This window comes from Kaistia sp. UC242_56 (assembly GCF_044452255.1).
GTDB classification, from domain to species: Bacteria; Pseudomonadota; Alphaproteobacteria; order Rhizobiales; family Kaistiaceae; genus Kaistia; species Kaistia defluvii_A.
In genome coordinates, this window is sequence record NZ_JBIOAN010000002.1 from 1,067,153 (window position 1) to 1,091,057 (window position 23,905).

The window sequence follows — 23,905 nt, forward strand, 5'->3', positions numbered from 1 at the left end:
GCCATCCGCCTTGAAAATCCGCCTGACGAAGAACCTGGAGCCGCTCCGGGCGAGCGCCCTAGCGCGCCTGGATGCGCTTGTCGCCGAGAAGATCGCCGATGAGACGCCGCCGGCTATTGCCGCGCTGCGATCGGCCAAGGCGCAGGAGGCCATGCTGCTCCTGGTCTCAGGGGGTGATGCCGACCTGACGCCGCTGCTGGAGGCAGAGAGCGCCTCGCTTGGCGTCTCCCTGCTGGATCTCGCCAAGGAAGTCCTCGCCAAGGTGGCCGAGGCCAATTCCGACCGGATCGAGATCGAGGTGAAGCGCCAGCGCGCCCAGGCCGCGATCCGCATCGCTCCGACCCCCGCCGCCATTGATGCCGCCCTGCTCGAATTGGAGCCTTCCCGATGATCGACAGCTACTACCGCGCCGGCACGCTCTCTGTCACGGCCGGCTCAACTGCCGTCGCGCTGGTTGGAGCCGCGGCGCTGTCGCAGGTGAAGGCAGGCGACACGCTCGTCATTAACGGCACCGTGGCGGTGATCGACGGCGTCACGGACAACCTCAACCTTGTGCTTGCCGATGGCTGGCCGGGCGCGACGGTTTCGGCATCGGCCGACTATCTCATTCTCCGGACGGGCGCCGCCTGGTCGACGACCGTTGTCGCCAATGCGCAGCTTGCTGCCATCATCGCAGCGATCGAGGCTGGCTTGCAGGTCTCCGGCGCACTGACGGTCGGCTATGTGTTCTCCGCCACCACGAGCGATTCCGACCCTGGCACCGGCCAGCTGCGGCTCGATAATGCAACGCAGAACGCCGCGACCATCATCCGTGCCGATCTGGCCGACGCCAGCGGTGTCAGCGTGGCGACGCTGCTTGATCAGCTCACGCTGTCGTCGTCGTCGGTAAAGAGCCTGATCAGGGTATTCAAGACCGCCGACCCGTCGAAGTGGCTGACCTTCCAGGCGACCTCGCAGGCGACGCCGGCAGGCTACCGCAATATTTCGGTCAGCGTAATCGGCGCATCCTCGGCTTCGCCCTTCGTGGATGGCGATGCTATCTCGATGGTCGCGACGGTCTCGGGCGACAAGGGCTCCGCCGGTGCGGCGACGGGCTTCCCCTATGCCTGGTCGACGGCAACGACCTCGAGCGATCCCTCTGCGGGCAAGGTCAAGGTCAACAACGCCACGCCTGCGAGCGCGACCCTTCTCTTCATCTCGGAGACAGACGGCAACGCCTCGAACATCGCGGCCGAGATTGCGAGCTGGGACGACAGCACCTCTGCCCTGAAGGGCAGGATCAAGGTGGCCGACAGCTCGAACCAGGCGAACTTCGTCGAGTACGATGTGGCCGGCTCGATCACCGACAACGGCGCATGGGTGACGGTTCCCGTCGCGTTCGTCGCGTCCGGCGGCACTCTGGCCAACAACGCCGCCTGCGTGCTGGGCTTCACGGCCAAGGGTGACAAGGGCGACGTCGGTGCCAACGGCTCCATCGTCGGCCTCGCCATGGCCTATTCGACGACGACCGCCGACGCAGACCCGGGCGCGGGGACTTTCCGGTTCAACAATGCGACGATCAGTTCCGTCACCGCCGCCTATGTCGACAATCTCGAAGCGGGCGGGGCGTCGATCGCGGCCTGGCTGGATGCGCTGGACGACACCTCCTCAACCAGCCGGAGCATCCTGACGTTTCGCGGCATCACGACGCCGACGGCATGGGCCTCGTTCATCGTCACGGGATCGGTTGTTGACGGCACGGGCTATCGCAAGCTGAGTCTGGTGCATGTCGCCTCCGGCGGCACCTGGGCCAATGGCGCCAGCTTCGGCCTCGGCGCCGCTCTTTCGGGCAATATCGGCTCGGCCGGTGGCGCAATCTCGATCCCCTATGTGTTCTCGACGACAACGACGGATGCGGACCCGGGCAACGGGTTCATGCGCCTCAGCAATGCCACCCAGAACATCGCCGCTACGCTGCGTCTTGATCTCACGGCATCTGACGGCACCGATTGGACCAGTGTGCTTGGCACGCTCGGGGCATCGACGAACCCGACCAAGGCGCTGGTCCGGATCTTCAAGACGTCGGACCCGACCAAGTGGCTGCTGGCATCTGTGAGCGCTCTTGCTTCGCCAACTGGCTATCGCAACCTGTCGATCAGTGTGCTCGGCAGCTCGTCTGCCAATCCGTTCGCCAATGGCGATGCAGTCATGTTCTGTGCCGAGCGCATTGGCGACAAGGGAGACCAGGGGGACCCGGGCACCGCGGCGACCGTCGCTGTCGGAACCGTTGTGTCGGTGGCGGCCGATGAGCCCGCCACCGTCACAAATTCCGGCACACCAGCGGCGGCCGTGCTCAATTTCGAAATCCCGGCTGGCCTCGACGGCTTCCTGCCGGGCCGGCGCTTTGCCTTCTCGACAACAACGACGGACGCCGATCCCGGCCCTGGTGTCGTCGCCTTCAACAATGCGACGCTCGGCTCGGTCACCACTCTGTTCATCGACAATGAGGGTGCCACCGGTTCTGACGTCACCGCATGGCTCGACAGCTTCGACGACAGCACCAACACCGCCAATCGCGGCTCGATCTTCGTCCAGCACGGCACGGACATTGCGTCCTTTGCCGAGTTCATTGTCACGGGTTCCGTCATCGATGGCACCGGATATCGAAAGGTCCCCGTCACGCCAGTCGGCGGCGCCGGCGCTTTCACCAATGGCGCGCCGCTCGTTCTCAGCTTCACCCGAACGGGCAACAAGGGTTCGGACGGCCTCGGCGCCGGCGACGTCGTCGGACCTGCTTCGGCGACGGATGGGGCGCTTGTCCTGTTCAATGGAACGTCCGGCAAGCTGCTCAAGGCGAGCACAGTCCCGTCGACGTTTGGCCTGTCGCTGATCGACGACGCCAACCAGGCGGCGGGCCAGACTACGCTGGGGCTGGTCATCGGCACGAACGTGCAGGCCTACCACGCCTCGCTGCAGTCGCTGTCCACCATCACGGTCTCCGCGGCCGCGCTGACACTCCTCGATGACGCCAACACCGCTGCGATGCTGGTCACGCTCGGTGCGCTGTCGCTGGGCGGTGGCACACTGACAAACTTCCTGACGCTGCACGCAGATCCCACCAGTGCGATGCACGCGGCCAGCAAGCAGTATGTCGACAGCATGGCTGCCGGCTTGTCGCCGAAGGCTCCGGTCAAGGCGGCTACCACCGCCAACATCACGCTGTCCGGCGCACAGACCATCGACGGGGTCTCTTGCGTTGCGGGCGACCGCGTCTTGGTCAAGAACCAGACTACGGCGGCACAGAACGGTATCTATGTCGTCGCCTCGGGCGCATGGGCGCGCGCGGCCGACATGGACAACTGGTCGGAGGTTCCAAGCGCCAATGTCTGGGTCCAGACCGGGACAACGCAGGGCGACTTCGCCTATTACTGCACGGCGGACGCCGGCGGCACGCTGGGCACTACGGCGATCAATTGGGTGCTGTATTTCGGCTCCGGCGTCTATGTCAGCTCCAGCCGGCAGGTCATCGCCGGCACGGGTCTTTCGGGCGGCGGGGCGCTCTCTGGCGATGTGACGCTCAATCTTGCGGCGATGCCGGCCAACACCTTCAAGGGCAACAACACCGGCTCCAGTGCTGCACCTGCGGATCTGACGAAAGCCCAGATGGTCTCGGCCCTCGACGCTGCGCAACTGAGCGTCGAGGACCAGACAATTACGGGCGGAGCGAATGTGGCCTCCAAGGCGCTTGGAACGGCTGGAGTGGTTTCGTCTGGTACCGTAACGCCGGATCCCGGCGACCGAATGCTGCAGCACTACCAGAACAACGGCGCTCACACGCTCGCTCCAGGTTCGGTGACTGGCGCTTATCTGCTCGACATAACCAACGGCGCGTCGGCTGGCGCAATCACCACGTCAGGGTGGACCAAGGTCTCGGGCGACGCCTTCACGACGACCAGCGGGCACAAGTTTCGGTGCCACTGTTCCGTGGCTAATGGTGGGTCCCTCCTGATTGTGCAGGCGCTCCAATGATCTTTTGCCCCCCGCCCTTCATGGGGCATTCCAAGCAGCTGGTCCTCATTGACCGCACCAGCGGGACCAACATCGGCACTATGACCGCCGGCGGGGGGCTGGCTTCGGCCTTCGACGGTAACACCAACCAGGCGTCGTCCGTATCGGCAGTCTCGCCGTCAGCCGCCGCGTCCGGGTATGTTGGCAAGACGCTGGCCGCACCCCGCGTTATCGGCAGAGTTGTGACCTATGGGTCCAATAATCTGGGCTACCGCTCCGGCGCTGCCGGCTCCAACATCACCCTATCCCTTTACGCAAAGAATGGCGCTTCGCCGACGTCCGCGACGGACGGCACACTGCTCGGCACGACCAGCTTCTTCGCCAATACATACGCCGCCAACCCTAAGACGATCGACAGCAGCGATCTGACCACGGCGTGGGCCCACGTATGGGCTGCCGGGTTGCCCTCGGGCACTGCGCAGATGGTCTTCGCTGAACTCCAGCTTTACGCATGGGAATAGCTATGACACCGGAACTTGCGCTGATTTGCACGGGCGATATCGAGGCTGTCGTCTCGGTTTTCCCAGTCACCGCTGGGCGGATTGAGCTGCCAGGGGTCGGCCAGCTTTCACCGCCGCAAGCGGGCTGGCAAGGCGACGGCTACCGTATCGCCGCCATCGGCCCGGCGGAAATCCCCTCTGGGAAGAGGCCGATTTCGACAGGGGCCGACGGCGTGGAACTGATTGCGGGCGTGCCCACGTGGATCCTGGAGGACGAGCCGCCAGCGCCTCGCCGCCAGGTGCTGAAAGCCGTCGTCGAGCAGCGCTTGATCGAGGCGGGCTTGATGGATGCGGCCTTCGCTGCGCTTTCCTCCAGTGGCGTGCTGTTCGCCCGGTGGTACAGCCGGATCTCCGATTCCGTCTTCTTCGACGATCCCGATGCTCTGGCACTCCTCGACGTGATCGGCGCCGACCCTGAAGTGATCATGGCGCCGTAGCGCCAGCTCCTAACCTCCTCACATCACCGGAGACAAGACATGACGTGCATCTCAGCGCGGGCGCGAACCCATGCGCGATAACCTCGACGAATGCCTGACGCTCATCTTCGGCAGCGAGGGCGGCTATGTGAACCATCCGAAGGATCCGGGTGGCGCGACCAAGTACGGGATTACCGCGGCGACGCTCGGCGCGCATCGGGGGCTCGGGCGGCCGGCGACGCCGAACGAGGTGAAGGCACTGTCGCTGGCCGAGGCAACGCGCATCCTTGAAGCGCAGTACGCGCGCTCGATCCGGTTCGACGACCTGCCGGCCGGCATCGACTATGCCGTCTTGGACTTTGCGGTGAACTCCGGCCCGGCCCAGGCGGCGAAGACTTTGCAGCGAGCGCTTGGCGTCAACCCGGATGGCGTGATCGGCGAGCGCACGATCGAAGCGATCATGAACCGCCAGCAGCCAACGCTGATCAACCTCTACTGCGATGAGCGGCTGGCCTTCCTGAAAAAGCTCAAGACTTGGTCGACCTTCGGCAAGGGCTGGGCGCGGCGCGTGGCCGAGGTGAGGGCGGGCGCGATCAAGATGTCGCGTGGCTCCTCAGTTCTCACGCCCGTGACGGCAACCGGCACCGCAAAGGCCTTGCCGGCGGACACGAAGGCCACGGCCACGAGCGGCGGCAAGGGCTCGATCATGGCGACCATCGGTGTGGCCACTACGACCGTCTCGGCTACGACCGACAAACTCGCTCCCCTGGCCGGCGCCGGCAACAAGCTGATCGACTACGCCTTCACTGGCCTGACGGTCGTTGGCGTTCTGCTCTCGGTCGCCGGCATCGCGCTCGTCGCTCGCAGCCAACTCCGCGCCCTCCGCAGTGGAGCGCCGGTATGAACAAGCCCCAACCGTTCGAGCCCGTCCATCTCCCGTCTCCACACCCTCCAGGCAATGGTGAGGTGACATGACCGCGATATGGGCATGGTTCCTCGCCTCTCGCGTCGGCCGCTATTGCGCCGCCGCGCTGGCAATCGCCGTCGCCATCGGCGCCGTCGTTCTCAAACTCATGGCCATGGGCAGGGCGCAGGAACGCGCCACACAGACCGCCGGCCGCCTCAAAGCCATATCGAAGAGGAAGGCCAGCGATGACGAAGTTGATCGTATGGGTGCCGGTGTTCGTCGGCGCGAGCTTGATGGCTGGATGCGGGACGACCCCAAAGGGTGAGTTCTGCGACGTCGCATCCCCGATCCGCCCCTCTGTTTCCGACAGCCTGAGCGATGGCACTGCGGAGCAGATCCTGAAGCACAATCGCTATGGAGCGATGGCTTGTGGCTGGAAGGGCAAGCAGTGACCGATGCATTCAACCCCAATGACCACTTCCAGCAGCTGCCATCCGAGAAATACGCAGACCTCCCGAAAGAGACCCGGGATTTCCTGGACGAGCTCCGGCCCGAGGAAGTGGACGTCATTCGCCAGATCGCCCGCCTTGGGCCTGAAGGCAGCCAGCAGCTGATCCAGGCGATCAAGCTCTCTCAATCCGTGATGACCGTCGGCAAGTTTGTCCGCTGGGTGATCATCACCATGCTCGGCGTGTTCTTCGGAACGCTGCTGTTTGCGGAGAAGATCATGCAGGTGATCGCCTGGTTCGGCCATAGTGGGAGCCCGCCGCGATGATGACGACGTTGCGCATGTCGGTTCTGGTGCTCGTGGGCGTGGGGTCTGCGCTGCTGGCTCTGTGGGTCGGCGATCGAAACCCGGCCACGGACAGCCTGCTTGCCGAGGCGCGGCCGCCCGATGTCGAGCCCGGCGGCATCCTGAACATCGCCTATGAATTCCGTAGATACCGCCTATGCCCGCGCGACACGCAGCGCATCATCTTCGACGGCAAGACGGTTCGCTTCGACCTCGGTACGCAGTCCCGACCGCTCTCAGGCCCTGTCGGCAAGGATGCCTATGTCCAGCCAATCCGGGTGCCAGAGACGGCCTCGCCAGGCCCGGCGCGCTATCGGGTGATCATCCTCGACTACTGCAACCCGCTGCATCGCATCTGGCCGCTTAAGAAGGTGATTGACGTGCCGTTCAGGATTGTCGCACCGGGGAGACGATGAGGCACAAAAAAGCGCCGGTGAGGGAGAGATCGGGGTCGGTGTTGATGCCCTAGAAATGGCAAGGCCCCGCCGAAGCGGGGCCGACTTCAGCACCATACAAGAGCTTGCCTTCGCTCGGCTGTATGGTGGCCCTTGGCAGGGACTTAATGCCGATCCTTTCGGAGAGCGGCTGACGCAATTAGAATAGGTATCAGAGTGACTTTGTCAAGGATGCGAGACCGACAGCGCGCAGCATGCAGCGCTGCACTTCCCTGAGCAGGTCGTCGCCAATATAGGTGTTCATATAACGGCGTTTGCCGTTCATGTCCTTGCCAAGACTGAACAAATTCAACCGGCGGAATCCGACTGTATTTATCATATCTGCCTTCACCCAATGCGAGCCGGCATCATATGGAGGCGGCAGAGCAAAGGGCAGCGTTATCTCGCTGTGGTAGGGCATAGGGTAGGTCGGGGGTGTGGTGGACAGCGCTACTACAGTGCATAGACCCGGCCTCGTCTTCATCGCGGGACACATGATAATAGCGGGGCGCCTCTTGACCATCTCGGGCTCTATGAAGCCAACGTTGAAGTCACAGATGACGACGTGGCCTTGGCCAGGATGGTACTGGAGCGGCAATTGAGACCCTGATTCGATGGTAGAGAATCAAATCTATACAACCAGACTGGAGCTGCCGTACAGGCAGTCTACGCATTCCCCTCAGGCTCGATATCCTCAAGCAACACTTCCATCTTGATGCCCACCAGGGTGCGCAGCGTTTCTATGACTGTGATGGCCTCATGCAGCAGGGCTTCCATCTCTGCTGGCTCGACGCTTTCCGGATCAAGCCCGGCGACCGCCAATCGGATTGTGATGTCGTCTTGGCGGCCTGCCGGCATTTGTGTCCCCTACGGAGTGTCCGCTGTAGGAAGAGTTGCCGCAATGCCGCGGGCCCTCCGCTCGGCTTCCGCCATGGCTTCTATTAGAAGACTGGCGAGCTGGTGCTCGTTCATCTCGGTCGCCTCCCGCGCAAACTCCGCTAGCGCCTTCGCCATCGTTTCCAATTTTGTGACCCTGTGTGGCATGTCCATCCCCCAAATCCCAGGCGCTGGAGCGTCCTTAAGCTACCGAGTCATCGCCGTCGCTCTATGTTGGGTCACATGGGCGACGAATTCAAACCGGTTCACGTCTGGATAACCGCAGGCACAACACAAGTTGTGGGAGATGTCGTGCGCGCGGCAGAAATTCTGCTGAAGCATTGGCCGGACGAATTCGCCAATACCGACCTGCACAGCGCGGCGCGGTTGGCTTGCCTCGAGGCTTGGCAGGATGATGGCGAGGTCTCCGTGGCGCGAAACTCATTTCACGCCGCAGCTCAGGAGGCCGGCATCCTCGCCCCGGAGGAGGTCCGTCCTAGTCGTGGAACAGATCCGCGCCGACGCCGAGGACCCAGGCGAGGTTGACCTGAGCTTCCGGTGAGAGTGGGCGGCCTGCCTCAGCGCCCTTGATGGCCGCCACGCTGACGCCTGACCGGCCCGCCAGCTGCTCGACGCTCAACTGCTTCCAATGGCGCACAGCGGCTAGCGGCATGGCGCCGCTTTCAATCACGGCCAACACTTCCTCCGGAAGATCCTCATCGGCATCCGGACCATATTCGATGTTCATGATATTTCCTCGGCCGGCTCTGCACGGGACTGCGATGGGCCGTTGTATATTCCCAACCATTCCCGCCCCTCGTTCGTTCCGAGCGGCGGCCGCGTTTGACTCTCTCACGTCAGCAATATTACGTTACGTCATATGACGGGGGATTGAGCCATGCGTGCAATCGGGTGGGTTGGCGCCCTAGCGGTGTCATGCGTGATGTGGTGGGCAATGATCCAGCTTGCGGCCGAGGTCAGCGCCGGGCTCTAGTCCCGAGAGATCCCTGGCCCACGCGTGCCCGGGGCGATAACCGTCATCTGCATGTTGCGGCTTCCGCAGACGGAGCATCGCAGGGAACGGCGGAATGGCGTGTCTGGCCCGACAATACGGTAGTCACGGCCGAACCTCTCGGCGATCGGCTTAAGGTCGATCTCAACGTGCCGGGGGCAATCCAGGCAGTGGATGCTGAGACCCGTGCCGTCGTCCAGAAATTCCCCGACTGTTCCAATTCGAATGACTCCGCCCATCCGGACGTTCTCGCGCTGCCATCGCTATCCCGTCAAGCAGGGATTCACACGCGATTCGGCATGGGGTAGAATGCGGGCGACGCGGCGGCGCCTCCGGATGGTGGCCGTCGAAAGTCAGGTCTGGTCCCCGCCGGCTATGCCACGGGGGACTGGCAAGTGTCTTCGAATGAAAGGCCGCCAGACCGGTCCCGCGTCGATCCTATCGCTCACGCTTCGGTGTGAGCCACGAAGGAGCATTTGAAATGGCCCGCATGGATGCGCTGTCGCAGTCAGAGCGTGACGAGTTGGAAGCCTATCGCGAGGCGGCCCAGTACGACATCAAGATGAGTGGCCCTGTCTTTATGGCTTGGGACCGCTCTCAGCTTGATCGGGCACGGCGCCTGACTGAGGCGAGCCTGAGAAGCACGGAGCGTTAAACCCACCGCCATCATCAGCCCGGCCCTGTCTTCGGACGGGGCCGGGCTATTGCCTAGCAGCAGCACCCATAAGGCTACCGTAATCATGAATTGAGAGCCTGACGCTCACCGCGCCACGCGGTGGTGTCTGGTCCGGCACGAGGATCTTGACCTCGGAGCCATCGGCCATCGTGCAATAGCCGATGCCGGGGCGCAGGTCTCGGTCCATGGTGATATCCAGCTTCGGCTTCGGCGTCCCGTCAGGTCGAAATGGCTGCAGCATCGTTGCGCTCCTATCGCTCCAGTTGAATCTGACAGATTTGCGCTGTGGGGTCTATGGATCGCCTCACCACCCCGCCATCCACCTGACTAGCGCCAAGACGTTCCCGCCTATGTTCCAGAGCAGCACAGCCCATAGAGCCGATACGAAGATCCAGGCAGCGAGGGGTATGCGCAGGCGACGGTAGGACATGAGCCGGGGCAGTATGCTGTAGACAAATCGCAGCTAAGTCATTGATATTTTATCGCCTGTAGACGCGCAACGGAAGACCAAGGCATTGAATTCGTTGCGATAGCAGGCGATTGAAAATCCGCGTGTCGGTGGTTCGAATCCGCCTCCGGGCACCATTACTTTTCAAAATCTTTGATCTTATTGGCTTTTGGCCATCGTTCCAGTGTTGCGTTCCAGCTTCGGCGCGGGCTGACGGAGAAGCCACGCCGTGCGCCAGAGAAGCGCACGAACCCCGCCGATTGAGGCTCGACGTTTGCAATTTGGAGGGGCACGATGTGACTGCTTCAACCATGTGGCGGCACGCCGCTAAGTCGAGTCGCACGTCATGCAACTGCCTGTCATCAACGCCTTCTGGATCGGGCCACGGCTGGGTCCGATCGCCATCGCCTGCCTTCATTCCTTTGTTAAGGCCGGACACCGGGTGAAGCTTCATGTCTACACGGCGCCATCCGATGCTCCTGCAGGCATAGAACTGGTCGACGCTGCCAATCTGCTGCCTCCGTCTCGCGTCGCGGTGCACCGGCCGTCCGGCAGTTACTCCATGACGGCCAATCTATTCCGATATGAAATCCAGGCTGCCGAGCAGGGCATCTATGTTGACTGCGATTGCTATTGCATCCGGCCAATTGAAGAGGCCGAATACATCATGGGCTTCGAGGACCAAAACTACATCTGCAACGCGGTTCTTCGCTTGCCCAGCGATTCACCCTTGTTGGCCGACATGCGGAAGATCGGCGCGCAAAAGGCCTTTGTACCGCCCTGGCTGGGGCGGCGGCAGCGCCGATGGTACAAACTTCGCGCCCGTCTGGGCGCGGCTGTCGCCCTGGCCGACATGCCTTGGGGGACGAGCGGCCCGCTCGCGCTGACCCACTTTGCACAGAGGCACGGGGTGGCCGATCGGGCTTCGGCTCCCGACATCTTCTACGGCCTGCCCAAGATCTATGCCGACCTCCTGATCGAACCCGACCTGACGATCGAGAACTTCGCGACACCGCGGACCCGTGTGGTCCATCTGTGGAACGAGTATTCGAAGCGGCTCATCGATCGCGCCCCTCCCGGGTCGCCGATCGCCAGACTGATTCAGGAAGGCCGGAGCGTTCCGCTCGCCTAAATTGCAGGTGCCGCAATGTCTGCGTCAGACGGCGATCGGCACGTGGGATGCGAAGGTGGCCCGCGTGATCGAGACGGTCACGCCGTAATGGCTACTGGTCAGTTCCGTCTGCACGCCGAGCTGGTCCACCAGAGCCTTGACGATGATGGTCCCGAGTCCACCTTCTTCGGCGGGCCGCCTGACGGCTTGCCGACGCCATTGTCGGAAACGACCAGCTTCCGGTCCGGTCCGTTGATTTCATAGGTGACCAGGACGACGGAGCCTTCGCTATCGGCTGGGAAGGCGTATTTGATGGCGTTGATCACCGGTTCGGTCACGATCAGGCCCAGGCTGACGGCGCGGGCCGACTCCACCGAGCCCGCCTGGGCGATCACCCGGATCTCGATCGATTGGCCTTCGCCGAACATCGAGGCGCCCAGGCTGGAGCAGAGCTTTTCCAGATAGGTGCTGAACTCGATGCGGTCGATGCCCTCTGAGGCATGCAGCGACTGCACGGCGGCCAAGGACAGGACGCGCTGACGCGCATCTTGCAGGTGATGCCGGGTTTCCTCCGAAGTGACGGCCCGGGCCTTCAGCATCAGGATGCTGGCGATGATCTGCAGGCTGTTGGCGACCCGATGCTCCATCTCGTGCAGCAGGATGTCCTTCTGGCGGAGCAGGTCCTCGGCCTTGTCCAGCAGCTCCGCCCTCTGCGCCTCGATAAGCCGGCTGTTGGTTACGTAGCGGCAGGTCAGCAGGATCGTCGAGGTCGCCCCGTCATCATAGACGATCGTCCTGGCGTTCAGGATCATGACCCGTTCGCCAAGGCCCGGGAAATCATGCCGGACCTCGAACCCATCAAGCGTTGTCTTGGAGGGGGCCATCGTCCCAAGAAGCTCGCGGAGTGCAGGAATATCCCACTGGCCGCTGCCGAGATCGAAAAGGATCGAACCCAGCGTGCTATCGGGGCTCACCCCGAAGGTCTGATAGAAAGATCGACTGGCCGGAGCACGGAAAAATCCGCGTCGAGAACGAGAAACGGTTCAGGAATCGTGTTGACGATCGCCTGGGCCAGCAATTGTGCGTCCGCGGTATTCCGGAAGGATTTCATGGTCGGGATGAAGCGCCCATCTCATGGAATGCGCAAGGCCGCCGGCGCCGCAGCGTCTCGCGGGTCGGGCTGGGCCCGCTAAGCATCTCGCCGGAGATGGCGCCGCAAGCGCTAGGCCCAGTCCAGCACGTCCTCCATGGTGAGCTCGGTCAGTGCCCACTCCTTGGGCTCGACCTTGTCATCGCCGTGCCAGCGCGCCCAATAGGCCGGCTTCTGATCGTCCGGCCCGTCCTCTTTCAGGATGCGCGTCGGGCTTCGCCAGCGCATCAGATATTCCTCGCCATTCCCGCTTCGTCCGATCACCAGCTGGCCATCCCCGGGAGCTGTATCCATGCCTGAGAATTCACCCAGGCGGCGCAGGTCTGTCATGTCGTGGACTCCAGGGGCTGGAAGGCCGATGGCGTCGCCATCGGCCTTCGCGGAGGATTACTCGGCAGCGGCGGCGTGGGCGTTGATCGCGCCCTCGGCGAGCTTGGTAAGCTTCTTGTCGGCAGCCTTCTCCTCGTCGAGATTTTCCTGCAGCACGGCTGCGCAATCATCGCGGCCCAGCTGGCGAGCCCAGGCGATCAGCGTGCCGTAGCGGGTCATCTCGTAATGCTCGACCGCCTGGCCGGAGGCGATGATGGCAGCGTCGAGCACCTGCTTGTCGGCGACGTCGCCGGCAACCTCGTCGGCTTCCTTGAGGATGCCGTCGATCGCCGGGCAATCGACCGCCTTGGCGGTGGCGCCGTGCATTTCGAAGACCTGCTCGACGCGCTCGATATGGCCCTGTGTCTCGGCAAGGTGGGCGGTGAGGCCGCTCTTCAGCTCGGGCGCCGTCGCCTTTTCGATCATCTTCGGCAGCGCCTTCAGAATCTGCTTTTCGGCGTAATAGATGTCCTGGAGCTGGTGAACGAACAGGTCGTCAAGCGTTTCGATGTCTTTGGAAAAAATGCCCATGATGGCCTCCTGGGAAAGGGGATGATTGGGTCGTCACCCATAGCTCTGGGACCCATCAGACCCGTGCGGGACGGTCCTTGGTCGCAATTGCGGCATTGTGCGGTGACTTGCCCTTACAACCCTCTCAGAGGCGAATCCGTTCCGTTCGCCTCGATTTCGGCCGTTGTGCAGCGCAACATGAGTTCCCATTATCTGGTCCCAATGTTCCAGCGCGGATGGAAACCTGATGCGGCCCCTCTCCGATACCCTCGCGCGGCTCGCCGCGATGAAAGCCCGCGCCGCGGCCCCGCAGTCCCGCAGCGGCCCGTCGCGTCTCGTGCCGTTCCGCCTCAGCGGTTCCAATCCCGGCCATCTCGACGCCAAGGCCTTCATCCCGTCGCGGCCGGCTCGCGACGCGGCGCTCGTCGTCGTACTGCATGGCTGCACGCAGACGGCCGATGGCTATGACCACGGATCCGGCTGGTCCACGCTCGCCGAGGAACAGGGGTTCTTTCTGCTCTTCCCGGAGCAGCAGCGCGCCAACAATCCCAATCTCTGCTTCAACTGGTTTCTGCCGGAACACACGCAGCGGGGCCGGGGCGAGGCTGCCTCCATTCGCGGGATGATCGAGGCGATGAGCCGCGCGCATGCGATCGACCCGCGCCGCGTCTTCGTCACCGGGCTGTCGGCGGGCGGCGCCATGGCTGCGACGATGCTCGCCACCTATCCCGAAGTCTTTGCCGGCGGCGCCATCATCGCGGGGCTCGCGCACGGCGTTGCCCAAAGTGTTCCCGAAGCCTTTGACAGGATGCGGGGCCATGCCCTGCCGTCCCAGGGCCAACTTCAGGGCGGCCTTCGAAGCGCCTCCTCGCATGGCGGGCCCTGGCCGAAGATTTCGATCTGGCAGGGCACGGCGGACAATACGGTTCATGCCACCAATGCGGACGCCATCGTCGATCAGTGGCTCGAGGTGCATGCGCTCGAGCGCAGCCCCTCGGCCAGGCGGACGCTCGGCAGCCGCACAACGAGCGAATGGTCGGGCCGCGACGGGGAAGTGAAGATCACGCTGCACCGGATCGAAGGGATGGGCCACGGCACGCCGCTCGCCTCGACCGGCCCGGCCGCCTACGGCAATCCCGGTCCCTATATGCTGGATGTCGGCATCGGCTCGACGCATGAGATCGCGGAAGGTTGGGGCCTGACGGGCGGCGTCCGGGCACGGCCGGCGGAACAGCCGACCGGCGCCGTATCGGGCGACGAATATGTTCGCAGCGACGCCATGCCGGAGCCCGCCCACGTCGGCGAGCGCGCTTCGGCGGGCGTGGACGCGGCCCCGGGAAAGGTCGGCGAGATCATCGAAGCCGCGCTGAGATCCGCCGGCCTCATGAAGTAACGCGCACGGACGTCGGCACCGCTGCCGAGCCGGTAGTAGTGTTTTGGATAAAAAAAGGGCCCCGCAGCGTCTGCTGCGGGGCCTTTTCGTTTCGCGGATCCGGGCTTGGCCGGGTCGGGATCAGAAGTTGTGGCTGGCCTTCAGGCCGAAGGCGTTTTCGGTCGAGGTCTGGCCGAAATTGCCGTCATAGAAGGCGCGCACGGTGTTGCCGTTCTCGAACAGCATGTCGACGCCCACCGAGGTGTTCCACAGCAGCCGGTCGGTGCTGCTGGTGACGGTGAAGTCGTTCGTCCCCGACGTGTCCGCGGCGAAGCGGGCGTTGAGGTCGAAGCTGTCGTTCGAGAAGACGGTGACGCCGCCCTTGACGTAGGGCCGGATCATCGTGCCGCCGGCCGTGATGACCTGGCCGCCCACTTCCACTTCCGGCGCGACGCTGAACACGGTGCGCGAGCCGCTGTCGACGGAGACGGCGGCGATGCCGCCTTCTTCGGTGAAGGCCGCCTGGTAGAGATAGGTGGCGTTGCCTTCGATCTGCGGACGGATGTAGATCGACTCGTTGCCGAAGTCATAGGAGGCGCGCAGGCGGGCGTTGAGCGAGCCGGCCTCCGGCTTGCCGGTCAGGTCGTTGTTGAAGTCGCCGAAATTGACCGAACGCTCGGTATCGTACCAGCCATAGCTGCCCGAAACGCCGGCTGCCAGCGTGAGCGGGCCGGGGACGTACTTCACGACGAGACCGCCCTCGATCCGCTTGCCGTCGCTGGTCGCGCCATCGACGCCGGTCGCCTTCGAGGTGCCTGCCGCGACGGCGAAGCCGATGCGGTAGTCATCCTTGAGCGCATATTGCGCGCCGCCAGCCAGTTCCCACGTATTTCGGTCGAAGCCGGCATTTTCCGCCGTCGTCTCGCGGTCGAACGTGCTGTAGCCGATCCGGCCCCAGGCGCATTCGCCCTCGGCGTTGAAGGCATAGGCGCCGTCGCGGACCTTGCAGCTCAGCATGCTGGTGGCGAAGCCGAGCGAGTCATAGATCGCCGTCATCTGCTCGTTCAGATAGGTATCCGGCGAGAGCTGGTTGTAGGCATCGTTGACTTCGTCCAGCGAGGCGAGGTTCAGCAGCGCCAGGCCGATCGGATCGAGCGATGGCGAGTTGCCGATCGCGCTGTTGAGATAGCCGCCGATCGCCGTGCCGTTCGGGCTCAGGCCCTGGGTCAGGTAATCGTAACCGGCGACCGTCAGGTCGAGATGGTCGCTGCCAGAAGACTGGATCGTGTAGTTGACCAGCGGATTGGAGACCGACAGGCCATTGGTGGTGATGCTTTCGGCCGTGACGACCGTGAAGGTCTGGCCGAATTCTCCCATCGATGTCAGATGCAGGCCGAGCGAACCGGCCATCTGGGCGCTCTCGCTGACCTGAAGCTGGTCGGCCGTCGAGTTCTCCAGATCGATGTCGATCCGAAGTGTGCCGGTCGAACCGTTGACGAACGAGCCGGTGAGCGCGGTCGTTGCGATGGCGTCGCCGCCGATCGTGGCGATGCCGTTGTTGGTCAGCGTGTTGCCGGCGCCGAGATGGATGGTGTCGCCCATGTTGAACGTGCCGTCCTCGCCATTGAGGAAGCTGTTCGCCCAGTCGCTGAGGACGACATTGCCGGTGATCGTGCCGTTGTTGACGATCGTGGTGTCGCTGTCCCGCGCCGAGATGGCGAGGCCGTTGATGCCGTCGGCGCTGAGGATCTCGCCGCCCAGGTTGTTGGTCAGCGAGTTCAGATGTCCGCCGTCGAAGTTGACGCCGGCGAAGCCTTCGCCGCCCTTCACCGAGCCCCCATCGATCGTGACGTCCTGGTCGCCATAGCTGGTCAGGCGAATACCGTCCTGGGCCGCATCGATATCGCCGTTGGTGGTGATGTCGATGTCGGCATTGGCGGTTTCGACGCGAATGCCGCTGCCATTCGTGGTGGTGATGTCGCCGGTGTGGTCGACCGAGATGGTGCCCTGGTCGCTGAGATTGCCGGCATAGATGCCGTCCGTCTTGGCCAGGATGGTGCCGTCGCTGATGACGGTGATGGCGCCCAGCGCCGACACGGCGACGATGCCGCTGCCATTGCTGGCGGTGATGTTACCGTTCCGCGTGACGTTGATGGCGGCTGCGCCCTCGTTCTTGGCGAGGATGCCGTCGAGATCGGCCAGGATGTTGCCGGTGCCGCGCACGGTCACGGAACCCAGCGAGGATTCGGCGATGATGCCGGTCCCCTTGTTGGCGGTAACGCCGCCGGCATCGACCGTGACGCCCTGCATGCCGACATTGGAGGCGACGATGCCATCGAGATCGGCGATCAACTGGCCGATGCTGGTGACCGAGACTTTACCGGTCGTCGAGGTGGCGACGATGCCCGTGCCCTTGTTGGCGGTGAGGTCCCCGTCCTGATAGACGCTGACGGCGGTGTCGCCCTTGTTGGTGGCGACGATGCCGTCGAGATCCGCGACCAGCGTGCCGGTGTTGGAAACCGCGACTTCGCCCGATGCCGAGGAAGCGACGATGCCGGTGCCCTTATAGGCCGTCAGGTTGCCGTTCTGGGTGACGCTGACCGTGTTGGCGCCGATATTGGTCGCGACGATACCGTCGAGTTCGGCCGTGATCACGCCGGTGTTCTTGACTGAGATTTCGGCATCGGTCGACGAGGCGAGGATCGCGCTGCCCTTGTAGGCCGTGATGACGCCGGACCGGTCGATCGTGATCGTGCCGTAGCCCTCATTACCGACCTTGATGCCGTCGAGTTCCGCGGTGATGTCGCCTTCGCCGGTGACATTGATCGCGCCGGTCGACGACCAGGCGGTGATGCCGGTCTTGGAATAGGAGGTCAGGCCGCCGTTCTGGGTGATCGAGACAGTGCCGTTGCCGAGGTTGGTGGCCTTGATGCCTTCCAGCTGCGCCGTCACGGCGCCGCTATTGGTGATGGTAATCGAACCCGTCGCCGACGAAGCCAGGATGCCGGCCCCATCATACGAGGTGACGCCGGCGCTGGTGATGCCGATCGCCTGGCCGCTCAGATTGGTCGCCGTGATGCCATCAAGCTTGGAGACAACGGCGCCGGTGCCGATGGTGATCGAGCCGTTCGGCGTATAGGTGTCGATGCCCTTGCCGGCATTCGAGGTGACCGTGCCGGTCTGCGCAACGATGACGTCGCTGCTGTCGCTCTTGGCGTGGATGCCGGTGGTCTTGCTCTCGATATTGCCCGACGAGGTAACGGAAACGCTGCCGCCGCTGGAGGTTGCCCAGATGCCGGCGCCGTTCGAAGCCGTGATGGCGCCGGTCTGGTTGATCGTGTTGCTGTAGGTCGCTTCCGAGCGGATGCCGTCCTGGTAAGCCGTGATCTTGCCGCTATTGGTGACCGAGGCGGTGCCACCGCTCCCGCTGACCTTGATGCCGGAGCCGTTGGTGGATTCGATCGCGCCGGACGTATGATTGACCGTCGCAAGGGTGCTGCTCGAAACGGTGATCGCGTCGCCCTTGCTGGTGATCGCGCCCGATCCTTCCAGCGTCGCCGAACTGGAGCCGGACGTCACCACGACGCCCTTGCCTTCATAGGAGGTGATCGCGCCGGTCTGGGTGACCTTGGCGGAGCCGCCTCCCGACGTGGCGGTTACACCGCCAAGCTTAGCGGTCACAGTGCCTGTCGCACTGACCTCGACATTGCCAGCGCCAGAGGTCGCATAGATGCCCTGGCCTTCGTAGGACTCGAGCGAGCCAGTCTGGCTGACGGTAACCGAGCCGGAGCCGCTTTCCGCATAGATGCCGAAGCCCTTGGCTTGCAGGGTACCGCTGTTGGTGACCAGAACGGTTGAGTTCGGCGACTTGGCGACGATGCCGTCACCCTCGCGGGCGATCAGCGAACCGCCTTCATGGTTGACGGTGGTCGTGCCTTGGCTAGACCGGGCATAGATGCCCGTGCCGCCGGCGTCGATCGCGCCGTCGACGTCGACATTGACGGTCACGATGGCATCCGTATAGACGCCATAGCCTTCGTCGGTGGTTATCGAACCCGCATGCGTCAGGATCATCGGGTCGCCATAACCATGGCCTTCCAGATGGATGCCGTCCGAAAAAGCGCGGATCTCACCTTCGCTCGTCGACAAAACGGTGCTGTTGCCCGAAGCGTAGATGCCATGGCCGCCCAGCGCATCGATGTCGCCGGTATGGTCGACCGAGACAGTGCCGGTCTCGAAGCTCTGCAGCGCGATGCCGTCCGTCGCGGCGTTGATGTCACCGACGCTGACTTCGCTGATGCCGCCATTGGTCGAAGCCGCGATGCCGGCGCCGCCGGTCGAAGTCAGGTCGCTGGTGACGTCGATGGTGATCGCGCCGCCCATGGTGCCATGCAGGTTGATGGCATCCTTGCCGGCCTCGATCGCGCCGTTGGTGGTCAGCGTAATGGCACCATCGGTCTCAGCCCAGACGCCAAAGCCGTCGTCGGACTTCACAGCGCCGGTATGGTGGATCGCGATGTCGCCGATATTCTCGTCGCCATCCTCATAGCTCTGCGCCTTGATGCCGTCGGCACCGTCGCCCGTTGCATGAATGGCGTGTGCGCCGATGTTGCTTTCGATGGTGACCGCACCGTTCGAAAGAAAGCGGATGCCGGACGTGCCTTCGGCCGGTGCGATATCGCCGGTGACGCTCGAGACATTGAGCGTGTCGATGCTGTCCGTCTCGGCGATGTCGATGCCGCTGGACAGATTGCCGCTGCAATTGAGCGTGGTGCCGTTGTTGACGCAGGCACCCCAGGCCGGAGCGCCCATGGCCAGGATCATCGCGCCCGTGGCCGCGCTGCCGAACAGGGCGCTGCGCCAGGCTGAAGGCCGAGCGTCGCCCGTCTCTCCCGGCGAAACAACAGGGCGGTTCTGCTGGCGGTGGCCGAGGCCCCCTACGCTTTCTGATTTAGACACTTTGTCCCCCGGCTCTGAATGCTTTGTTTGATCGGCTGCTTCCGAACTCGCCCCGCGACTTCGCGGCGCTCCAGTCCGGATGAATTCTTCTGTCTGGGCCGGAAGCGCGTGGCGCCCGGCTGGAATCTTGGATCGCGGTCCGGCCAGGCGAACGTCGCAGCGTACGAGCGTCCAGTTGCTCAAGGGCCATTGGCGGTCCCTCGCAATAGGCTCGAAAGCGCGGCGCGCGCCGCGTCCAACTCGGCGACGGATGCGCGGGCGACTGGATGAAGGCTCGGCTTCATCGGTGCGGCGGCGGTCGCCGCGCTGCTCGGCTGGCTGGCGATGGCGCCGCCGATGAAATCTTCCGGCGAAAGCGTCGGCGTCAGGTTCATCGGCGCGAGCAGGATGAGTCCGAACAGCCCGGCGGCTCCCATGGCGCGCGCCGGCCTCTGGTTCAGCAGGCGAAGCCCATTGCCGGCCATGTCGCGGGTGGCGAAGACCGGCTTGAGCGCGGCCGCGACCCAGGACCGCGCCGCGAGGGCCAGATCCGCAAAGCCATTGCCGAAGCCGATGAAGCGATGCAGCCCGTAGCCGTAAAGCGAGACATTGAGCGCTGGAACGATGGCGCCGAGATACTGGCCGGCCAGCAGGCCCTCGGCGACATAGCGCAGCATCAGCAGCAGCATGAAGCCGTTGAACAGGAAGCAGTAGGGCGGGATGAACGTGCGGTCGGCGACCTTCGGGGTGCGCGAGAAGCTGCCCTTCTTGCCCGTGATGATCTGACGGATGGAGGCGGCGATGCCGGCGAAGCTCACCGGCAGCAGCATCAGGTTAAGCGCACAGACCGCGAACAGGTCGCGGAAGCGATAGCCGAGCCGCCTCAGGTCGCTGCCATAGAGCAGGAAATAGGGGATCATCACCAGCGGCGTCCAGACCAGCGCGCGGCCGTCGGATCCCGCCCAGATCATCAGGATGAAGACCGCGACATTGCCGATCAGCGGCGACAGCAGATAATTGGTCCGCAGCATCAGTTCCGGCAGGCGCCGAAGCCGCCCGGGATTGCCGAGATATTGGCGGAGCAGCATCGGGAAGATGATCAGCCCGCCATTGCTCCAGCGCTTGCGCTGGATCGCCAGCGCGCCGAAATCGGCCGGCGTGGCGCTATAGGCCATGGGCGAGAAGTGATTGTGCACCGACCAGCCGGCCTGCAGCAGGTCGATGGTCGAGCCGGTATCCTCGATGACCGTTTCGTCCTGGATGAAGACCTTGCAGCTCTTGCCGCCCTCGACCTGCTGGCGAGCAATCTGCTCCAGCGCGGTGAAACGGATGAGGGCGTTGGCGCCGACCCAGTAGGAGGCGTTGAAGAAGGTTGCGCCCTGATGGATCAGGTACTGGATGTCCGTCGTGGCACCCGCGATCCGCTCGACCGGCGAAGTTCCCTTGGGAAAGGTGAGGTACGGGGTCTGGGCGACGCCAAGCGTCGGATTGCCGTTCAGCAGATGGACGAGCTGCAGCATGTAGTCGTTGAGGATGACGCTGTCGGCGTCGAGCGTCAGCACATAGTCGGCGCCGGGAATGGCGATCGCATCGGCGGCGCTCGCATCGATCGCCTCGATCAGGGCGCCGCGCTGCGTCGGCCGGGCGACGTAGCTGCCGCCCATCAGCCCGATATAGGCGTTGAGGTTCATCGCCTTGTTCGGCGCGTGCGACAGGTTCTCGAAGGTCTTGCGCTGGAAGCTGCTGATCTCGGTGCAGAACAGATCGGCGAGGACGCGATATTCGCGCGCGATCCCAGCCTTGCTCAGGCCGCCTTCCGCCACGCGGCCGGCCTCCGCGCGATAATGCCGGGCGAGATCAAGCACGATCCGGTCGATGAAGAAGCGGTCGACATGGCCGAAGGCCGGCGAGATCCCGGCCTGCAGCGTGCGAGCCAGATTTTCCAGCCAGTAGGCGGCGTGGTCGTAGCATCGCTTCAGCCGGCCAGCCTCGGCGGCAAAGTCGGTCGGCCCGGCCTTGGCGCGACGCTCCCACGCGGCGGCTTCCATCCGCAGCGCCTGCATCGGCTTGTCGAGCATGTCCCAGACTTCGTCGACCGCCGAAAGCGTCAGCTCGACCGAGTCGGGATCGCCCGGCGGATCATCGACGAGCAGGACGATGCGCCGATTGGAATAGCGGGCGAGCGCTGCCGAAAGCATCGTCATGATGATGACGCGCCGCTCTTCCCGATAGGTCGGGATCAGCACGGCGACACGCGGTGCGCGATTCTCCAGCAGATAGGCAACCTCGGCCTCGGCGAAGGCGCGGTGCTGCTGCGCGCGCCGGGCCGCGCCATAGCGGCTCAGCTGGTAGGAAAGGCAGCAATAGATGAGGCCGAGCAGCAGCCCGCAATAGAGCAGCCGGTCGCCGAGATGCATGTCGTCCAGGACATAGAGGAACACGGCCAGCGCACCGACCGAGGCGAGCGAGCAGAACAGGAAGAACAGCACGAGAAAGGGCTCGCGCGAGGCGGCGCGGGTCGAGGATCTCGAGAAGGGGAGGCGCAGAACAGGCATGCAGGCTTGGTTCGATCCGGATTTGCAACGAGGGATGAGCCGGGGCTCGTCCGGGACGCCTGAAGGCGCCGCGTGGCATCTCGCGTGGTTTAGCGAGACGCGGTGTTGCCGGATTCGAATGGAGGCGGATGGCCGATCATGCCCAGCGGCAGGTTGCGACGGCCGACGGGCGCAACTCCAAGATTAGAAGGATCGGTCGAAAAGTTGTTCTGTAATACAATACAGGGGGAGAGGGGCGAAGAGGAGGGTTTTGCTTCGATGGTCTGCCGAGGCCCCGAGCCACGCAGAAATCCCTCAGCCCATGATGCGGGCTGCCCACCTAATCCATCCTGCATTTTTGGCAGCCCCCCGGCTAGCTCAAGGCGTTGTCGTTACGTCAACCGAAGTAAGTTTCGTATTAAAGAACAAAAAATCAACGACATAACTGGATTCGTCAGACCCTTTCCCTCCGTTACACGGGGCGACGCAGCGGCGCAACGGCTGCGGTTTACGTGACGGGAATCTGTGGCGGGAATGTCACGGTTTTCGTTGATTGGTTCTACATGGCCCGTCTTGTCGCCCGGCGACGCAGCGGCTACCAATGTCGCGATCCGGGGGCTCCAGCATTCGTTGTGGTCTCCGAATGGGGCGGCATGACGAGATCGTGGTTCGGCCCGATGGCCGGGGACCCGATCTGCGCAAAGGGGTTGGGTTCAAAGCATGGGCTATCATTTATTGCGCGGCCGATCGGCGCTACGAGCTCTGGTCGGCGGTCTTTGGCTGGCCGGATCCCTCGCTTGCGCCCATGCCGGGCCGAACGACGAGGGCGACAAGGCGCTCGCCGCGCTGAATTACGAGCGCGCCATGGCGCTCTATCGCAAGGCGGCGGACGCCAATGACCCCTGGGGTCAGGTCAATGTCGGCAAGATGTACGAGAACGGCCAGGGCGTCGCCCCGAACCCGAAGCAGGCCGCGATCTGGTATGCCAAGGCCGCCGGCCAGGGCAATGACTGGGCGCAGAACAGCCTGGGCTCCCTTTACGAAAACGGCACCGGTGTGCCGAAGGATGTTGCCAAGGCGCTGGCGCTCTACAAGAAATCGGCCGCCAAGGGCAACAACTGGGCCCTGTACAATCTGGCGCGTTTCCAGGCGGAGGGCATCGGCATGGCGGCCAGCCCGGCCGACGCGCTGAAGAACTACCGCAGGGCCGCCGAACTCGGCAATTCATGGGCGCAATACACGCTGGGCGACAAGTACGCGACCGGCGCAGGCGTGCCGCCGAGCTATCCGACTGCGGTCGCCTGGTACAAGAAGGCGGCCGATCAGGGCAATGCCTGGAGCCAGTTCAAGCTCGGCCAGCTCTATGAGAAGGGCACCGGCGTCATCCAGAACGACGCGACCGCCGCCAAATATTACAAGGCGTCGGCAGACCAGGGCAATCATCTCGCCCAGGCGAGCTACGGCCTGGCGCTCGAGACCGGCAAGGGCCTCAAGCGCTGGAACAAGAAGGAGGCGGTCCGCTACTACAAGCTGGCCGTTGCCAATCCCGGCGCGCCGGAATGGGTGATGCAGCGCCTGACGGCCCTGGACGGCGCGCAGCCGAAGCCGGCCACGGCCGCGAACTGAAACCGCTTCCGGAACAGCACTGCGAAGCAGCTTCGCCGGCCTTTCTGCGTCGTTCTATCAGCGGATGCAGCCCGTTCGCTCACCCATTTTCGCGAGCGAGCGCGATGGACGTCGCCGCTCTACCCCCTCGATGGCCTTGCCGCGAGAGAGGGCAGGGTGCCGAGCCCGAACCGCCTTCTGACCAAG

General features: G+C 63.9%; 22 protein-coding genes. 13 read left to right on the forward strand and 9 right to left on the reverse strand.

All coding sequences use genetic code 11. The annotated features are described in order from the left end of the window. Positions 1-10 precede the first annotated feature (10 nt). The 8 genes from ACHMWQ_RS07805 to ACHMWQ_RS07840 all read left to right on the forward strand — a co-directional run bounded on the left by ACHMWQ_RS07805 (position 11) and on the right by ACHMWQ_RS07840 (position 7,079). Positions 11-391: a hypothetical protein gene (locus ACHMWQ_RS07805; protein ID WP_396307009.1), complete on the forward strand. Its 381-nt coding sequence runs from the start codon at positions 11-13 to the stop codon at positions 389-391. After that, a complete protein-coding gene (locus ACHMWQ_RS07810; RefSeq protein ID WP_396307010.1) occupies positions 388-4,008 on the forward strand; it encodes a beta strand repeat-containing protein in 3,621 nt (1,206 codons plus the stop codon). The genes ACHMWQ_RS07805 and ACHMWQ_RS07810 overlap by 4 nt, the downstream gene beginning before the upstream one ends. Beyond that, on the forward strand, positions 4,005-4,508 hold the full coding sequence (locus tag ACHMWQ_RS07815) for a hypothetical protein (RefSeq protein ID WP_396307011.1): 504 nt from the start codon (positions 4,005-4,007) through the stop codon (positions 4,506-4,508). The genes ACHMWQ_RS07810 and ACHMWQ_RS07815 overlap by 4 nt, the downstream gene beginning before the upstream one ends. Positions 4,509-4,510: 2 nt before the next feature. Then, positions 4,511-4,984: a hypothetical protein gene (locus ACHMWQ_RS07820; protein ID WP_396307012.1), complete on the forward strand. Its 474-nt coding sequence runs from the start codon at positions 4,511-4,513 to the stop codon at positions 4,982-4,984. 70 nt (positions 4,985-5,054) lie between these two features. Next, positions 5,055-5,867, forward strand: a complete 813-nt coding sequence (locus ACHMWQ_RS07825) for a glycoside hydrolase family 108 protein (protein ID WP_396307013.1) — start codon at positions 5,055-5,057, stop codon at positions 5,865-5,867. 67 nt (positions 5,868-5,934) lie between these two features. Continuing rightward, positions 5,935-6,195, forward strand: a complete 261-nt coding sequence (locus ACHMWQ_RS07830; protein ID WP_396307014.1) for a hypothetical protein — start codon at positions 5,935-5,937, stop codon at positions 6,193-6,195. 123 nt (positions 6,196-6,318) lie between these two features. Beyond that, positions 6,319-6,645, forward strand: coding sequence for a hypothetical protein (locus tag ACHMWQ_RS07835; protein ID WP_396307015.1), 327 nt, complete (start codon positions 6,319-6,321; stop codon positions 6,643-6,645). Further along, on the forward strand, positions 6,642-7,079 hold the full coding sequence (locus tag ACHMWQ_RS07840; RefSeq protein ID WP_396307016.1) for a hypothetical protein: 438 nt from the start codon (positions 6,642-6,644) through the stop codon (positions 7,077-7,079). Before ACHMWQ_RS07835 ends, ACHMWQ_RS07840 begins: the two co-directional genes overlap by 4 nt. A gap of 190 nt (positions 7,080-7,269) precedes the next feature. On the opposite strand, the gene ACHMWQ_RS07845 is transcribed toward ACHMWQ_RS07840, so the two are convergent. Together ACHMWQ_RS07845 and ACHMWQ_RS07850 are read right to left on the reverse strand one after the other, a co-directional pair. Beyond that, positions 7,270-7,695 (reverse strand): type II toxin-antitoxin system PemK/MazF family toxin, encoded by a 426-nt coding sequence (locus ACHMWQ_RS07845; RefSeq protein ID WP_396307017.1) that lies wholly within the window; start codon positions 7,693-7,695, stop codon positions 7,270-7,272. A gap of 68 nt (positions 7,696-7,763) precedes the next feature. Next, on the reverse strand, positions 7,764-7,955 hold the full coding sequence (locus ACHMWQ_RS07850) for a hypothetical protein (protein WP_396307018.1): 192 nt from the start codon (positions 7,953-7,955) through the stop codon (positions 7,764-7,766). Positions 7,956-8,216: 261 nt separating this feature from the next. On the opposite strand from ACHMWQ_RS07850, the gene ACHMWQ_RS07855 reads away from it, so the two are divergent. Then, on the forward strand, positions 8,217-8,519 hold the full coding sequence (locus ACHMWQ_RS07855) for a DUF982 domain-containing protein (protein WP_396307019.1): 303 nt from the start codon (positions 8,217-8,219) through the stop codon (positions 8,517-8,519). Here the strand turns inward: ACHMWQ_RS07855 and ACHMWQ_RS07860 are convergent. Then, entirely contained in the window at positions 8,470-8,721 is a 252-nt protein-coding gene (locus ACHMWQ_RS07860; RefSeq protein WP_396307020.1) for a helix-turn-helix domain-containing protein, read from the reverse strand. The two genes, ACHMWQ_RS07855 and ACHMWQ_RS07860, sit on opposite strands and share 50 nt — an antisense overlap. A 745-nt stretch (positions 8,722-9,466) precedes the next feature. On the opposite strand from ACHMWQ_RS07860, the gene ACHMWQ_RS07865 reads away from it, so the two are divergent. Next, positions 9,467-9,640 (forward strand): hypothetical protein, encoded by a 174-nt coding sequence (locus tag ACHMWQ_RS07865; protein ID WP_396307021.1) that lies wholly within the window; start codon positions 9,467-9,469, stop codon positions 9,638-9,640. Positions 9,641-9,686: 46 nt separating this feature from the next. Here the strand turns inward: ACHMWQ_RS07865 and ACHMWQ_RS07870 are convergent, their stop codons facing one another. Further along, the gene (locus ACHMWQ_RS07870; RefSeq protein WP_396307022.1) at positions 9,687-9,902 is read right to left on the reverse strand and encodes a hypothetical protein; all 216 of its coding nucleotides are present in this window, start codon (positions 9,900-9,902) and stop codon (positions 9,687-9,689) included. A 553-nt stretch (positions 9,903-10,455) separates the two neighbouring features. Here ACHMWQ_RS07870 and ACHMWQ_RS07875 point away from each other — a divergent pair. Next, a complete protein-coding gene (locus ACHMWQ_RS07875) occupies positions 10,456-11,241 on the forward strand; it encodes a hypothetical protein (protein ID WP_396307023.1) in 786 nt (261 codons plus the stop codon). Positions 11,242-11,339: 98 nt separating this feature from the next. Here ACHMWQ_RS07875 and ACHMWQ_RS07880 read toward each other — a convergent pair whose 3' ends face one another. The 3 genes from ACHMWQ_RS07880 to ACHMWQ_RS07890 form a co-directional block, all read right to left on the reverse strand. After that, positions 11,340-12,194: a sensor histidine kinase gene (locus ACHMWQ_RS07880; protein WP_396307024.1), complete on the reverse strand. Its 855-nt coding sequence runs from the start codon at positions 12,192-12,194 to the stop codon at positions 11,340-11,342. Positions 12,195-12,442: 248 nt separating this feature from the next. Further along, complete coding sequence (locus ACHMWQ_RS07885) at positions 12,443-12,700, reverse strand: hypothetical protein (RefSeq protein WP_396307025.1); 258 nt, start codon at positions 12,698-12,700, stop codon at positions 12,443-12,445. Positions 12,701-12,757: 57 nt separating this feature from the next. Further along, positions 12,758-13,270 carry a ferritin-like domain-containing protein gene (locus ACHMWQ_RS07890; RefSeq protein ID WP_396307026.1) on the reverse strand — a complete coding sequence of 171 codons (513 nt, stop codon included), beginning with the start codon at positions 13,268-13,270 and terminating at the stop codon, positions 12,758-12,760. A 226-nt stretch (positions 13,271-13,496) separates the two neighbouring features. On the opposite strand from ACHMWQ_RS07890, the gene ACHMWQ_RS07895 reads away from it, so the two are divergent. Continuing rightward, positions 13,497-14,642 carry an alpha/beta hydrolase family esterase gene (locus ACHMWQ_RS07895; protein ID WP_396307027.1) on the forward strand — a complete coding sequence of 382 codons (1,146 nt, stop codon included), beginning with the start codon at positions 13,497-13,499 and terminating at the stop codon, positions 14,640-14,642. A gap of 120 nt (positions 14,643-14,762) precedes the next feature. Here ACHMWQ_RS07895 and ACHMWQ_RS07900 read toward each other — a convergent pair whose 3' ends face one another. Both ACHMWQ_RS07900 and ACHMWQ_RS07905 read right to left on the reverse strand, forming a co-directional pair. Then, positions 14,763-19,580 carry an autotransporter domain-containing protein gene (locus ACHMWQ_RS07900; RefSeq protein ID WP_396307028.1) on the reverse strand — a complete coding sequence of 1,606 codons (4,818 nt, stop codon included), beginning with the start codon at positions 19,578-19,580 and terminating at the stop codon, positions 14,763-14,765. A gap of 179 nt (positions 19,581-19,759) precedes the next feature. Then, positions 19,760-22,114: a glycosyltransferase family 2 protein gene (locus ACHMWQ_RS07905; RefSeq protein ID WP_396307029.1), complete on the reverse strand. Its 2,355-nt coding sequence runs from the start codon at positions 22,112-22,114 to the stop codon at positions 19,760-19,762. 699 nt (positions 22,115-22,813) lie between these two features. Between ACHMWQ_RS07905 and ACHMWQ_RS07910 the strand changes: the two genes are divergently transcribed. After that, positions 22,814-23,719, forward strand: coding sequence for a tetratricopeptide repeat protein (locus ACHMWQ_RS07910; protein ID WP_396307030.1), 906 nt, complete (start codon positions 22,814-22,816; stop codon positions 23,717-23,719). Positions 23,720-23,905 lie beyond the last annotated feature (186 nt).

Coding starts and splice junctions, on each gene's coding strand:
- ACHMWQ_RS07895 (WP_396307027.1), top strand. CDS start 13,497: ATGCGGCCCCTCTCCGATACCCTCGCGCGGCTCGCCGCGATGAAAGCC.
- ACHMWQ_RS07820 (WP_396307012.1), top strand. CDS start 4,511: ATGACACCGGAACTTGCGCTGATTTGCACGGGCGATATCGAGGCTGTC.
- ACHMWQ_RS07875 (WP_396307023.1), top strand. CDS start 10,456: ATGCAACTGCCTGTCATCAACGCCTTCTGGATCGGGCCACGGCTGGGT.
- ACHMWQ_RS07885 (WP_396307025.1), bottom strand. CDS start 12,700: ATGACAGACCTGCGCCGCCTGGGTGAATTCTCAGGCATGGATACAGCT.
- ACHMWQ_RS07860 (WP_396307020.1), bottom strand. CDS start 8,721: ATGAACATCGAATATGGTCCGGATGCCGATGAGGATCTTCCGGAGGAA.
- ACHMWQ_RS07825 (WP_396307013.1), top strand. CDS start 5,055: ATGCGCGATAACCTCGACGAATGCCTGACGCTCATCTTCGGCAGCGAG.
- ACHMWQ_RS07840 (WP_396307016.1), top strand. CDS start 6,642: ATGATGACGACGTTGCGCATGTCGGTTCTGGTGCTCGTGGGCGTGGGG.
- ACHMWQ_RS07910 (WP_396307030.1), top strand. CDS start 22,814: ATGGGCTATCATTTATTGCGCGGCCGATCGGCGCTACGAGCTCTGGTC.
- ACHMWQ_RS07890 (WP_396307026.1), bottom strand. CDS start 13,270: ATGGGCATTTTTTCCAAAGACATCGAAACGCTTGACGACCTGTTCGTT.
- ACHMWQ_RS07865 (WP_396307021.1), top strand. CDS start 9,467: ATGGCCCGCATGGATGCGCTGTCGCAGTCAGAGCGTGACGAGTTGGAA.
- ACHMWQ_RS07855 (WP_396307019.1), top strand. CDS start 8,217: ATGGGCGACGAATTCAAACCGGTTCACGTCTGGATAACCGCAGGCACA.
- ACHMWQ_RS07850 (WP_396307018.1), bottom strand. CDS start 7,955: ATGCCGGCAGGCCGCCAAGACGACATCACAATCCGATTGGCGGTCGCC.
- ACHMWQ_RS07830 (WP_396307014.1), top strand. CDS start 5,935: ATGACCGCGATATGGGCATGGTTCCTCGCCTCTCGCGTCGGCCGCTAT.
- ACHMWQ_RS07870 (WP_396307022.1), bottom strand. CDS start 9,902: ATGCTGCAGCCATTTCGACCTGACGGGACGCCGAAGCCGAAGCTGGAT.
- ACHMWQ_RS07905 (WP_396307029.1), bottom strand. CDS start 22,114: ATGCCTGTTCTGCGCCTCCCCTTCTCGAGATCCTCGACCCGCGCCGCC.
- ACHMWQ_RS07815 (WP_396307011.1), top strand. CDS start 4,005: ATGATCTTTTGCCCCCCGCCCTTCATGGGGCATTCCAAGCAGCTGGTC.
- ACHMWQ_RS07810 (WP_396307010.1), top strand. CDS start 388: ATGATCGACAGCTACTACCGCGCCGGCACGCTCTCTGTCACGGCCGGC.